Origin of the sequence: Pararhizobium sp. (assembly GCF_965279435.1) — a bacterium.
Taxonomy (GTDB): Bacteria; Pseudomonadota; Alphaproteobacteria; order Rhizobiales; family Rhizobiaceae; genus Pararhizobium.
Genome location: NZ_CBDIHY010000003.1, coordinates 1,298,503 through 1,311,590 on the forward strand (window position 1 = coordinate 1,298,503; position 13,088 = coordinate 1,311,590).

Sequence of the window (13,088 nt, forward strand, 5' to 3'; positions counted from 1 at the left end):
CCGGGAAAAACGGAAAACCGGCTAACGAAGTTCGTTTGTTATCGTTGGGTAATGGCGTCGTGAGAACTGCCAATCCCTCTGCGGGGGATTTTTGGCATTGGGCAACCCCACCACCCGTCATCCTCGCCCTTGTGGCGGGGATCCAGAGACCCGACCTCTGTCGGGTCAAAAGACTCTTTCAGCCCAAGGACTTGGGCTGGCTGGATTCCTGTGACAAGCACAGGAATGACGGAAATTGAGTGTCCGTACCGCCCAAATATCCATTTTAGAGCTTTCCGGCGGGCTGCACGCAGCCCGCCGGACGCGATTATGGATCAGTTGGTCTGTTTGACGCCGAGCGCCAGGGTATCGGCGAGAATGCGATAGATATCGCTTTCTTCCATATAACCCTTGAAGCCTTCAGCACCCGGGCCGGCCGCCTGCAGGACGACGTCATCAACGGCATGCACGCCGCTATCGCCGCTCTTCGGGATATTGCCCTGCACGAAGACAGCGCCGGGCACATCCTTGTACGCTTCGTTGGCGATGTATTCCTTCTTCTCATTCTGGATTGCCGGAACGAAGGGACCATCAAGCTTCGGACGGAAGGTCTCGTAGTGATCCGGGCCATTGTTGGCACTGAGGAACAGGCGGCGGGTGACGTCAACCTTGTCTGGATAACCGTCCTTGTTTTCGTCGGTATAGTTCGGGAATCCGGCTTCAGCGTAGGTGCCGACTTTTTCGCGCATTTCGGTACCGGGCTTTTCATCATCGACGGTACCGATTATCGAAACGCCGTGGGCATGGTCGCCGGTGACGACGATCAGCGTGTCCGGATGGCTTGCGGCAAACTCGCGGGCAACGCCGACTGCCTTGTCGAATTCGATGGTTTCAACGAGTGCACGGTCCCAATCGAGCGGATGGGACATCTTGTCGATATTGGCGCCTTCAACCATCAGGAAGAAGCCTTCCTCGTTCTTCGACAATTCGCCGAGAGCAGCCTTGGTCATGTCGACCAGGCCCGGCTGAGTCGGGAACTTCTCGACTGTGCCCTTTTTCAGGAACTCGCGGTCCAGCGTCGTATCCATGTTGCCGGTGTGGAAGAGGCCTAGGATCTTGCCGGTATTGGTGCCGGTTGCGGTCTGCAGTTCCGACTTATCGGTAGCAAGCGTATAGCCGGCTTCCTGGAACAGCTTGATATAGTCCTTGTCGTCCTTGCGCTTGGAGCCGGGGATGTCCTTGCCGAGGAAATAGGCCGAGCCGCCGCCGAGAATGACGTCCGGTTTAACGTCGAACATCATGCCGACGATCTGTTCCTTGTCGGCGCGCTTGCGGGTATGGGCAACGACGGCAGCCGGCGTCGCGTCTTCGATTTCAGCCGTCGAGACGATGCCGATCGACTTCTTCGTCTGGCGGCGGATGGCTTCGGCGATGGTTTCGACCTTCGGGTCGTCGAGGCTGTCGGGCGTACGGTCGCCATAGACGCCAAGCGCGTTGACGGCGGTCTTGTGGCCGGTCATGTAAGCCGACATGGTATTGGCGCTGTCGGTGGCGATCGCTTCGGTCGAAGAGGTGCCGACAAAGGCCATGTGGTCGAGGTCGTCCATGTTGAGGCGGCCATTGGCTTTGCCTTCGGTCATGCCCTTCGACATGATGCGGGCGCCGGTGCGGTGGGCAACGGAAAGGCCGTCACCGAGCAGGAAGATGATGTTCTTGGCCTTCTGGGTTTCGCCGGTATTGTAGACATCCCAGGTCACCGATTTCGATTCCGAGCCGGCGGTCACTTCAATCTTGTAGGCGCCTTCGGTGGGCAGGACGAGATCGCGGGCGATCAGGGCCGAGCCGAGGATCTTGTCTTCCTTGCCTTTTTCTTCGGCGACGAATTCGGCTTCCTTGCCAAGCACGGTCTTGTAATCCTGGCCGTTGACGGTGATCTTGACATCTTCCGGCTTGACGACGGACTTGAACTCGACCTTGAAATCGAAGGGTGAGCCGGCGAGGATCGTTGCGCGATCGAGCGGATAAACGGTGGTGGCCTGTGCGGCCCCAGCGAGGATTGTCGTGGCGGCAAGCGCCGACAGAAGCATACGCATGGAAAACCCCCTTGTGGTTTCGTTTCGAACTGACGGCTCGCAATAGTCAGCGCGGATGACAGCGGCATGACGCTTCCGTAACGTTTTGACGGCAGGGGCACCTCAGCCTTCCTGACCAGCGTTCTCAGCTTTCTATTGACTCTCCATCAAAACCGCGTAAGAGCAGCAGCGGAAAAGGAACCACTATGCACCGTTTTGGTTACGCCATCGCTGCGCTGATCGCCCCGGCATTCGCTGCCGGGCGGGTTCGTTCTTTCTCGATATCTTCCAAAACAACGGCCAAAACGACGACGAAAACCGTCTGACGTCTCTGGCCACCGCTCTCTCCCCGGCACGGCCGGGGACCTGAAACCCGCGCCTTTGGCCGGCGGGTTTCCCCCCAAAGCCCCGCGGAGAGACAGAAAGAGAGCAAAGACAATGGGTTTCAAGATTGCTATTGCCGGTGCGACCGGAAATGTCGGCCGCGAGATGCTGAACATCCTCGAGGAACGGGGCTTTCCGGCTGATGAAGTCGTGGCGCTGGCCTCGGCCCGCAGCCAGGGCACCGAAGTTTCCTTCGGCGACAAGACGCTGAAGGTCAAGAACCTCGAAAACTATGATTTTTCCGATACTGACATTTGCCTGATGTCGGCCGGTGGTGCCGTATCGCTGAAGTGGTCGCCGAAGATCGGCGCGCAGGGCTGCGTCGTCATCGACAACTCGTCGGCCTGGCGCTACGATCAGGATGTGCCGCTGGTGGTTCCGGAAGTGAACCCCGACGCCATTACCCAGTTCACCAAGCGCAACATCATTGCCAACCCGAATTGCTCGACCGCCCAGCTCGTCGTGGCGCTGAAGCCGCTGCATGACTTTGCCAAGATCAAGCGTGTCGTTGTCTCCACCTACCAGTCGGTCTCCGGCGCCGGCAAGGATGGCATGGACGAGTTGTTCAACCAGACCCGCGCCGTCTTCGTCGCCGATCCGATGGAGAGCAAGAAGTTCACCAAGCGCATTGCCTTCAACGTCATCCCGCACATCGATGTGTTCATGGAAGACGGCTACACGAAGGAAGAATGGAAGGTGATGGCCGAAACCAAGAAGATTCTTGATCCGAAGATCAAGCTGACCTGCACGGCCGTGCGCGTTCCGGTGTTCATCGGTCATTCCGAAGCGATCAACATCGAATTCGAAAACGAGATCACTGCCGACCAGGCCCGCGATATCCTGCGCGAAGCCCCGGGCTGCATCGTCATCGACAAGCATGAGAACGGCGGCTACATCACGCCTTACGAATCGGCTGGCGAAGATGCGACCTATATTTCTCGCATCCGCGAGGACGCCACTGTCGAGAACGGCCTGAATATCTGGGTGGTTTCCGACAACCTGCGCAAGGGCGCCGCCCTCAATGCCATCCAGATTGCCGAGCTTCTCGTCAATCGCGGCCTGATCAAGGCAAAGAAACAGGCTGCCTGAGCAGAAAATATAAAGTTTTAACCAATTATACCAAATCTTGATGATACCACCCGAAGGGTTTCTATCATCTCGATTTGGTAGAAGGCCTTGCATGATCCGTAAAACGGGATGCAAGGCTTCTTTGTAAAAGGCATTTGTGACGATTTTTCATAGTCGAAGGGAGGATTCACGTGAAACGCTCCCTCCTGATACTGGCAATCGTGACAGAGGCCGCAAAGACTGGCATTTTGCGGACACACATTAGATTCAGGCAATACGGGGTTTTTCATGCACAAGGCGAAGTGCGTACTGGCAGGTTTCACGGCAATCATTGCAGCTGCAATATTGCCCGCGCAGGCATCGGCCGCGCAATGCGGCAACACATCGGCAGGCTTTGACACCTGGGTTCAGGACTTCAAGAGCGAAGCTGCGGGCCGGGGCATCAGCCCTGCGGTGCTGAACAAGGCTTTTGCCAACGTCACCTACAACAAGGCAACGATCCGCGCCGACCGTGGCCAGAAGAGTTTCAAGCTGTCGCTGAGCCAGTTCATGCAGAAGCGTGGCGGCCAGACGATCATTTCGCGCGGCAAGAAGATGAAGGCGCAGAACGCGGCTCTCTTCAGTGCCATCGAAAAGCGCTATGGCGTTCCAGCCGGCCCAATCATCGCGATCTGGGGCATGGAAACCGGCTTCGGCGGTTTCATGGGCAAGGAACACACGCTTTCGGCCGTCTCGACATTGTCGTTCGACTGCCGCCGTTCCGACTTTTTCACCGACCAGCTTTATGCAGCACTGACGCTCGTGCAGCGCGGCGACCTCAGCCCTGACGCACGCGGTGCAGCCCATGGCGAAATCGGCCAGACGCAGTTCCTGCCGGCCAACGTGCTGAAATTCGGCGTCGATGGCGACGGCAGCGGCCATATCGACATGGTTCGCTCGAAGGCGGACGCACTTTTCTCGACCGCCAACTTCCTGCGCGGCCACGGCTGGACAGCCGGCGCCGGCTATCAGCAGGGTCAGGCAAATTTCGGCGCGATCCAGGGCTGGAACGCCGCCAGCGTCTACCAACAGGCAATCGCCATCATCGGCGCCGAAATCGACGGCGGCTGATCGGCAACGCAGCTTCTCGAATGAAAAAATCCGCAGCCCGGGAAGCCAGGCTGCGGATTTTTTTGTTTCGGGAGAATGGAGAGTTTTCGGGGACAGATGCGAGAACCTATGGTCTCCGTCGTCCTCAGGTTTATCCCGGGGATGACGGAGGAGAGCAGGAACCTCTCCCATAAATTCCGCTAATGCCCAAATTACATGCCCGGGCGGGCAAAATCGCCGGTCTTGTTGTCCATGATCCAGAGTTCACCGGTCGAAATGTCGAACCAGGAACCGTGCAGCTGCAGTTTGCCGCGCTGCTCGAGGATCTTGACGCACGGGAAGGTCCGCAGGTTGGCGATCGAGTTGCGGATGGACACCCGCTCCAGCGCCCGCTGGCGTTCGGCGGCGGTCATCAATTCGTTGTTGTGGATCTGTTCGGCAGCCGGCTTCAGAAGGTTCATCCAGCGGCCGATGAAATCGCCAGGGGACAGCGGTTCGGCATCGATATCGAGCGCTGCCTTGATGCCGCCGCAGCGGCCATGGCCCATCACGACGATATCGCTGACCTTCAACACCTGCACGGCGAACTCGAGCGCCGCCGATGTCGAGTGATATTGACCGTCCGGCTCGTAAGGGGGCATCATGTTGGCGACGTTGCGCACCACAAACAATTCACCCGGGCCACTGTCGAAGATTGTTTCGGGCGCCGAACGGCTATCACAACAGGCAATGACCATGGTTTTCGGCTGCTGGCCTGTCTCGGCCAACGCCTTGTAGCGTTGCTGCTGCTCGTTGAAGCGGCCGCTCATGAAGTTGTTGTAGCCGTTCAGCAAATAGTCCGGGAAACGCTGCATGATGCTCGATCACTCCAATTATTTAGACAATTGAGATGTACATTCGCATGTCGGCTCTGCAGCACATACCATCTTTGTGCGCCGCACACAGGCAAAATGACGGCAGCCCGCGCTGCCGGTAACATCCGTGAATTCTCCGTATCGTTTGCGTGGGTGAAAACGGTTTATTCGCTCAAGGCATGGGCTGGCAAGGGGGAGATCGGCCCAAAAGTATCAAGAGCGCCGTTTCTGACCGGGATGCATCAACCGGCGCATCTGAACCATCGCCATCGGCGTCGCGAGACTGGAGGCATCCCGCTCAAGCGTCAGTTCATCGGCACCGCGCTTGCCGGTACGCGCAATGATCTCGAAGACGCTGGCGGTTGCCAGTTGCAAGGCGCGCTCCTCGTTGAGGCCTTCCAAAAGCCGGGCAACAAACAAAGCCGCCAGAAGATCGCCGGTGCCGTTGGGCGGGTTGTCGATCAACCGATGCTCGGCAAGCAGCGCATGATTGCCGGACAGATAAAGATTGCCGGTGCTCCCTTGCATCATCGGGATGGCAGACGTCACCAGCATGCGCGGCGGCCCGAGCGATAGCGCTGCCTCCAGAATGGCGGTGTTCGTGTCGAGCGCGGCACCGCAGAGCCAGGCCAGCTCGAACCGGTTCGGTGTGGCAAGCGATGCCAGCGGCAGCAGCCTGTCGCGCATCGCGATTGCCGTTGCCTCCGGCACATACAATCCGCCGACATCGCCCATCACCGGGTCGCAGGCGTAGAACAGGTCCGGATTCTTCACCCGCAAAGCCTCGACCAGCCGCGCCACGCCTTCCGCCTGATGGGCGGCACCGAGATAGCCGGAGAGCACAGCCCGCACTTCGCCGGTCCACGGCGCACGGATCAGATCGTCAATCAACCGGTCGAAATCCTCGGCACCGATTGTCACCCGCGTCGAGGGACCATGGCCGGGATGCCAGGGCAGAATAACCGTCGGCAAAGCCCAGACCGGATAACCCAGCGTCTCAAGCGCAAACACGGCGGCGCGATTGCCGACGGATCCGCGAATCACGTGGCTGGAAATGACGATGACGGCGCCGGGGGCTGGGTCGGACATTTCTGATTTTCCGCTGTTTCGACGTTCCCAGATCGCCCGACAGTCATGCCGCTGTCAACTGCGGCTGCCAAAAGATCAGAAGGGCATATTTCGGGCTCATTCATGAGAACACCGGAATATGCAAATACAACCGATTGAATTTGAAAATCGGCCAAAACTTGCCGAAAATTTCATAAAACCATTCCGAATTGGATCAATCTGACCGAAAAATAGCCACAAAAACAATCGCCATGAACAAATCTTCTGTTAGGTTCGGCCAAATGGTGATTGCAGGGAGTACTGTCGTGGGCGCCAAATATAATCCGAAAAAAGACCGTCATTTCGAAGCGGTGAGCGAAGCTGGCAAGGCTCTGGGGGTGAAAATGCTCGCTCCGGAGATCCTGTTTCGCCGGGCAAGCCACGACGATCTCGACGCCTACACACCGGACATGCTGGCGCTGACGGCTGCCCATGCGCTGACGGCCATCAACCGCAAGGAAAGCGATCGTCCGGTCATATCCGTCGAAACTGTCGATGGTATTGCGCCGGATGCGACCGACGTCTCGATCCTGTCCGTGACCGATCGCAACATGCCCTTTCTCTATGATTCGATCATGGGGGAGGTGACCAGCACCCACCGTGACATTCATCTTGCCGTGCATCCCATTCTGGTTCTCGAGGCCGGAAAGCCGGCTAAGATCTTTGACCCGGAAGAAAAGAGCGATCCCGCCACCCGGATCAGCCATATCCAGATTCATATTAGCCGCGTCACCGAAGCCGAAGCCGAAGACCTGAAGGAGCGGATTGCCAACGTCCTCTCGCAGGTTCACCAGGCGGTCGGCGACTGGACCGCGATGTCGTCCCTGCTTGATCAGGCGATGGGCGAACTGGAAAACCACGCGCCGAACAGCAAGAAGGGCGATCGAGACGAGGCGCTGGCCTTCCTTCGCTGGCTGCGCGGCAACAATTTCACCTTCCTCGGCATGCGCGAGTACACCTATTCCGGCAAGGGCGAGAATGCCGTGGTCGAGCGCGGCGAGGGCCGTGGGCTGGGCATTCTGTCCAATCCTGATGTGCGCGTGCTGCGCCAGGGCAAGGATGCCGTGCTGACGACGCCGGAAATCCTCGCCTTCCTCAATGGCCCGGATTTCCTCATCGTCACCAAAGCCAATGTCAAATCGGTGGTGCACCGCCGCGCCTATATGGATTACATCGGCGTCAAGCGCTTCGACGAGGCCGGCAACGTCACCGGCGAACTGCGCATCGTCGGCCTGTTCACCTCCAGCGCCTATACGCGCCCCGCAGCGGAAATTCCGCTGCTCCGCTTCAAGGTCGGAAAGATCGTCGATCATTTCGGCTTCGATCCGCAGAGCCATTCCGGCAAGATGCTGACCAACACGCTGGAATCCTATCCGCGTGATGATCTGTTCCAGATCGACGTTAGCCTTCTGGCCAGCTTCTGCGAGCAGATCAATGAACTGGCCGACCGGCCACGAATCCGGGTTCTGCCGCGCATTGACCATTTCGATCGTTTCGTATCCGTTATCGTCTACGTGCCGCGCGAACAGTACGATTCCGATGTGCGCGAGAAGATCGGGCTCTATCTGAAGACCGTCTATGACGGACGCGTGTCTGCCTATTATCCGGCTTTCCCCGAGGGCGGTCTTGCCCGCGTGCATTTCATCATCGGCCGCTCCGGTGGCAAGACCCCGCGTGTGGCGCAGGCCAAGCTTGAAGACGCAGTTCGCGATATCGTCACCCGCTGGATCGACCGGTTCAACCTGCTCGCCCGCCATGACGGCGTGTCGATTTCCGTCAATGAGGCCTATCAGGCGGCCTTCACGCCGGCTGAAGCCCATGCCGATCTCGCCGATATCGCAGCCTGCTCGCCGGGTGACCCGATCCGCATCGCCTTCTACCAGAAGCGCGGCAAGGGCCCGGAATCGCTGGAACTGAAGATTTTCCATGCCGGCGAGCCCGTCTCGCTGTCGCACCGTGTGCCGCTGCTGGAAAACCTCGGCTTCCGGGTTATCAGCGAACAGACCCATGATATTACCGTTTCCTGCGCCAAGGGCGGCGAGCGGCTTGTCGTTCTGCACGATATGGAACTGATCCATCGCGATGGGCATCTGCTCAATCTCGACAAGACCGGCCCGATGCTGGAGGAAGCCTATCTTTCCGCCTGGAACGGCGTGATCGAGGATGACAGCTTCAACCGGTTGATCCTGCTTGCCGGCCTCAGCGCCCGCGAAGTGACGGTGCTGCGCGCCTATGCGCGCTACCTGCGCCAGACCGGCATCACCTATTCACAAGGCTATCTCGCCGACACGCTGAACAAGTATCCGGCCATCGCTGCAAATATTTTCAAGCTGTTCATCACCCGTATGGATCCCACGCTAGAAGAGAAGCCGAAGACGAAGCGCACCACAGCCTTGAGGGCTGCGATCGAAGAGGCCCTGAACGCGGTTCCAAGCCTTGACGAAGACCAGATCATGCGGCGTTACGTCAACGCCGTCGAGGCGACGCTGCGGACCAACTACTTCCAGCGCAATACCAATGGCAATCCAAAGGTGATGCTGGCGTTCAAGCTCGATCCGAAGATCCTCGATGGCCTGCCGGAGCCGCGGCCTTTCCGCGAAATCTTCGTCTATGGCACCCAGGTCGAAGGCGTCCATCTGCGCTTCGGCAAGGTCGCCCGTGGTGGTTTGCGCTGGTCGGACCGGTCGCAGGATTACCGCACCGAAGTGCTCGGCCTCGTCAAGGCGCAGCAGGTCAAGAATGCCGTGATCGTGCCTGTCGGCGCCAAGGGCGGCTTCTATCCGAAGCAGCTTCCCGTGGGCGGTACCCGCGACGATATCTTAAAGGCCGGGACCGAGGCCTACAAGACCTATATCCGCACCATGCTGTCGATCACCGATAACATTGTCGGCCAGGACATCGTGCCGCCGGCCGATACGCTGCGGCTGGATGGTGACGATCCCTATTTCGTCGTTGCTGCCGACAAGGGCACTGCGACCTTCTCCGATACGGCCAACGGCCTGGCGCAGGAAGCCGGCTTCTGGCTCGACGACGCCTTCGCCTCCGGCGGCTCCGCCGGCTACGATCACAAAAAGATGGGCATCACGGCGCGCGGCGCCTGGGAAACCGTCAAGCGGCATTTCCGCGAGATGGATATTGATATCCAGACGACACCGTTCAGCGTCGTCGGTGTCGGCGATATGTCGGGCGACGTCTTTGGCAACGGCATGCTGCTGTCGGAGAAAATCCGGCTGATCGCCGCCTTCGACCATCGCGACATCATCATCGATCCTGATCCGGATATCGAAAAATCCTTTGCCGAACGCAAGCGCATGTTCAACCTGCCGCGCTCCAGCTGGCAGGACTACGATCGCTCGACGCTTTCGGCCGGCGCCATGATCATTCCGCGCACGGAAAAATCCGTGACGCTGACGCCGCAGGCGATGGCGGCGATCGGCCTGGAGAAGAGCCAGGCGACACCATCAGAGATCATGACGGCGATCCTCAAGAGCCCGGTCGACCTGCTCTGGTTTGGCGGTATCGGTACCTATGTGCGCGGCCCGACCGAAACCGACGCTGATGTCGGCGACCGCGCCAACGACCCGATCCGCATCACCGCCGACGACGTTGGCGCCAAGGTGATCGGCGAAGGCGCCAATCTCGGCGTTACCCAGCGCGGCCGCATCGGCTTTGGCCTCAAGGGCGGACGCTGCAACTCCGACGCCATCGACAATTCGGCCGGCGTAAATTCGTCCGACTTCGAGGTCAACATCAAGATCGCGCTTGCCTCCGCCATGCGTGACGAGCGGCTGACGCGCGCCAAACGCAACACCCTTTTGGCCTCGATGACCGACGAAGTGGCAGCGCTGGTGCTGCGCAACAACTACGAACAGTCCCTGTCGATCTCACTGACGGAAATGCTGGGCGCCGGCAACCGGACGGCTCTTGCCCGGCTCATGACCCGCTTGGAGGCGGACGGCCACCTCAACCGCAAGGTGGAGGTACTGCCGAACGATCTGGCGCTGAGCGAACGCTACCAGAGTGGCAAGGCGCTGACACGTGCCGAGATCGGCGTACTTCTGTCCTATGCCAAGATCGTGCTGTTCGACGAGATCGTTGCCAGCAAGCTGCCGGATGACGACTATCTGCTGACGACGCTGCGGGACTACTTCCCAGCCAAGATGCACAAGGCGCATGCGGGCGACATCAACGAGCATCGACTGCGCCGCGAGATCATTGCGACGGTTCTTGCCAACGATGTCATCAATCGTGGCGGGCCGGCTTTTGTCAGCACATTGATCGACCAGACGGGCTTCATGCCGGCAGACGTGGTCAAGGCTGCGGTGTTGACCCGCGATGGCTACGACCTGAACCGTATCTATGGCGAGATCGACACACTCGATAACGTCATTAGCGGCGCGGTGCAGAACGAACTCTACCAGGAGGCGGCGCGCATTTTTGCCATCGTCACTGAACGGACACTCAGGACCAAGGCGATGCAGGCGCCGCTCGGTGAGGCGATCGAGCAGCTGCGAGAAGCGCTGCGGAAGCTGAAATCCGCGTTGCAAAGCTCTATCCCGGAAGACGCAGCGGCAGATGTGAGGCAAAGAGCTGACTATTTCATCGAGCGCGGTGTGCCATCAGCACTTGCCGAGGAAATCGCCGCTCTCGCGGTGTTGACCTTCGTGCCGGAGATCATCCAGATCGCTGCGGATACCGGCGTGACGCTGGCGCGCACGGCGCAGAGCTATTTCGGCGTGACACAGAGCCTGCGGATCGCCAAGCTACTGGCGGCTGCCGAGCGTGTGTCGGCAACTGAGCAATACGAAGCCATGGCCCTTTCGCGCAGCATCAACGACATCGCCACCGCGCGCAAGGACATCACCATCGCGGCACTCACCGACAAGAAGGACGAGCGCAATCCGGTCGCAGCCTGGCGCGACAGCGACCATAGCCGGATTTCGCGCGTTACCGACCAACTGACCCTGCTGACGGAGAAGGGCGAGACGACACTCGCCAAGATCACCGTTGCAGCAGGCTTGTTGAGCGATCTTGCACAGAACAGGATGAGGTGACACTGTCCGCGCCAGACGGGGCGGGCAGACGGTGGAGAATCAGGTGAGCAGCATCTCGGCGGAGGCTGGCGACGAGCCAAAGGTATCGCGCGCCGGCCTTGGCGGCTGGATGCTGTTCGACTGGGCGGCACAGCCCTTCTTCACCGTGATCATCACTTTCATCTTCGGTCCTTATTTCGTGTCCCGGCTCACCGATGATCCGGCGCATGGTCAGGCGATGTGGGGCTATACTCTGACCATCTCTGGCATCGTCATCGCGATCTTGTCGCCGGTACTCGGATCGATTGCCGACCAGACCGGCGCGCGAAAACCCTGGATCACCTTCTTCGCCGTCATCAAGATCGTCTCTTTGGCGATGCTGTGGTTTGCCGTGCCAGGATCGTCGCTGGTCTACCCGTTCATCTTCATCATCCTCGCTTCAATCGCTGCGGAATTCTCGATCGTTTTCAACGATTCGATGATGCCTCGGCTGGTCGGTAAAAAAGAAATCGGCCGGATATCCAACATAGCGTGGGGGCTTGGTTATCTCGGCGGCATGATCGTCCTGATCGCCGTCGTGACGCTTCTGGCCGGAAATCCGGAATCCGGCAAAACACTTATCGGAATAGACCCGCTATTCGGGCTTGATCCCGCGACCGGCGCCGACGCACGCGTGACCGGACCGATCTCGGCCATCTGGTATCTGGTGTTCATCCTGCCGATGTTTCTGTTCACCCCCGACGCCCACAAGGCGGCTATGCCGGCGGCGATTGCGGTGCGTACCGGCATGGCGGAGCTACGCCACACGATCGGCGAACTGCGCCAACGTTCCGGCATTCTGCGTTTTCTGATCGCCCGGATGATCTTTCAGGATGGCGTCAACGGTCTTCTGGCACTGGGCGGCACGTTCGCGGCCAGCATGTTTGCCTGGCAGACCGTCGAGCTTGGCGTCTACGGCATCATTCTCAATGTCGTGGCCATCGGCGGCTGCCTCTATGCCAGCCGGCTGGATGCAAAACTCGGCTCAAAGGTGATCGTTACCGCCAGCCTGATCTGCCTGACCATCGCGACACTCGGCATCGTTTCGACCGGACCCGGCTACACGTTATTCGGCTTGCTTCCGCTACCGACGACCGATTCCGGCGGGCTTTTCGGCACCGCAGCAGAAAAAGCCTACATCGTCTTCGGCCTTCTGGTCGGCATCGCGTTCGGCCCGGTCCAGGCCTCCTCCCGCTCCTATATGGCCCGCAGTGTGAGTGCTGACGAGGCGGGCCGCTATTTCGGCATCTATGCCCTCTCCGGCCGAGCCACGACCTTCATGGCCCCAGCCGCTGTTGCCACCATTACCCTGATGACCGGCTCCGCGCGCATCGGCATGATGGCACTGGTGGTCTTTTTGGCTGTCGGTCTGCTGATCCTGATCCGCACGCCTTATCCGGCGAATAGGCCCGCATAAAAAACCCGCCGGAGAGGCGGGTTTCTGACTGATCGTGGCAGACTTG

General features: G+C 59.4%; 7 protein-coding genes. 4 read left to right on the forward strand and 3 right to left on the reverse strand.

The window, feature by feature from the left end:
- Positions 1–314: 314 nt before the first annotated feature.
- Complete coding sequence (locus tag ACQY8Q_RS11820) at positions 315–2,072, reverse strand: alkaline phosphatase (RefSeq protein ID WP_428426755.1); 1,758 nt, start codon at positions 2,070–2,072, stop codon at positions 315–317.
- 417 nt (positions 2,073–2,489) lie between these two features.
- Here ACQY8Q_RS11820 and ACQY8Q_RS11825 point away from each other — a divergent pair, with 417 nt between their 5' ends.
- Positions 2,490–3,524: an aspartate-semialdehyde dehydrogenase gene (locus tag ACQY8Q_RS11825; RefSeq protein ID WP_113247375.1), complete on the forward strand. Its 1,035-nt coding sequence runs from the start codon at positions 2,490–2,492 to the stop codon at positions 3,522–3,524.
- 267 nt (positions 3,525–3,791) lie between these two features.
- Entirely contained in the window at positions 3,792–4,613 is an 822-nt protein-coding gene (locus ACQY8Q_RS11830) for a lytic murein transglycosylase (RefSeq protein WP_428426756.1), read from the forward strand.
- Between the two features lie 191 nt (positions 4,614–4,804).
- Here ACQY8Q_RS11830 and ACQY8Q_RS11835 read toward each other — a convergent pair whose 3' ends face one another.
- Positions 4,805–5,446: a carbonic anhydrase gene (locus ACQY8Q_RS11835; RefSeq protein ID WP_428426757.1), complete on the reverse strand. Its 642-nt coding sequence runs from the start codon at positions 5,444–5,446 to the stop codon at positions 4,805–4,807.
- 213 nt (positions 5,447–5,659) lie between these two features.
- Positions 5,660–6,535 (reverse strand): pyridoxal kinase PdxY, encoded by an 876-nt coding sequence (gene pdxY / locus ACQY8Q_RS11840; protein WP_428426758.1) that lies wholly within the window; start codon positions 6,533–6,535, stop codon positions 5,660–5,662.
- Between the two features lie 284 nt (positions 6,536–6,819).
- On the opposite strand from pdxY, the gene ACQY8Q_RS11845 reads away from it, so the two are divergent.
- Positions 6,820–11,607: an NAD-glutamate dehydrogenase gene (locus tag ACQY8Q_RS11845; protein ID WP_428426759.1), complete on the forward strand. Its 4,788-nt coding sequence runs from the start codon at positions 6,820–6,822 to the stop codon at positions 11,605–11,607.
- Between the two features lie 43 nt (positions 11,608–11,650).
- On the forward strand, positions 11,651–13,042 hold the full coding sequence (locus ACQY8Q_RS11850) for an MFS transporter (protein WP_428426760.1): 1,392 nt from the start codon (positions 11,651–11,653) through the stop codon (positions 13,040–13,042).
- The last annotated feature ends 46 nt before the right edge of the window (positions 13,043–13,088 follow it).

Excerpts from the sequence above, each read along its gene's own strand:
- ACQY8Q_RS11820 (WP_428426755.1), bottom strand. The coding sequence starts at position 2,072 with ATGCGTATGCTTCTGTCGGCGCTTGCCGCCACGACAATCCTCGCTGGG.
- ACQY8Q_RS11825 (WP_113247375.1), top strand. The coding sequence starts at position 2,490 with ATGGGTTTCAAGATTGCTATTGCCGGTGCGACCGGAAATGTCGGCCGC.
- ACQY8Q_RS11830 (WP_428426756.1), top strand. The coding sequence starts at position 3,792 with ATGCACAAGGCGAAGTGCGTACTGGCAGGTTTCACGGCAATCATTGCA.
- ACQY8Q_RS11835 (WP_428426757.1), bottom strand. The coding sequence starts at position 5,446 with ATGCAGCGTTTCCCGGACTATTTGCTGAACGGCTACAACAACTTCATG.
- pdxY (WP_428426758.1), bottom strand. The coding sequence starts at position 6,535 with ATGTCCGACCCAGCCCCCGGCGCCGTCATCGTCATTTCCAGCCACGTG.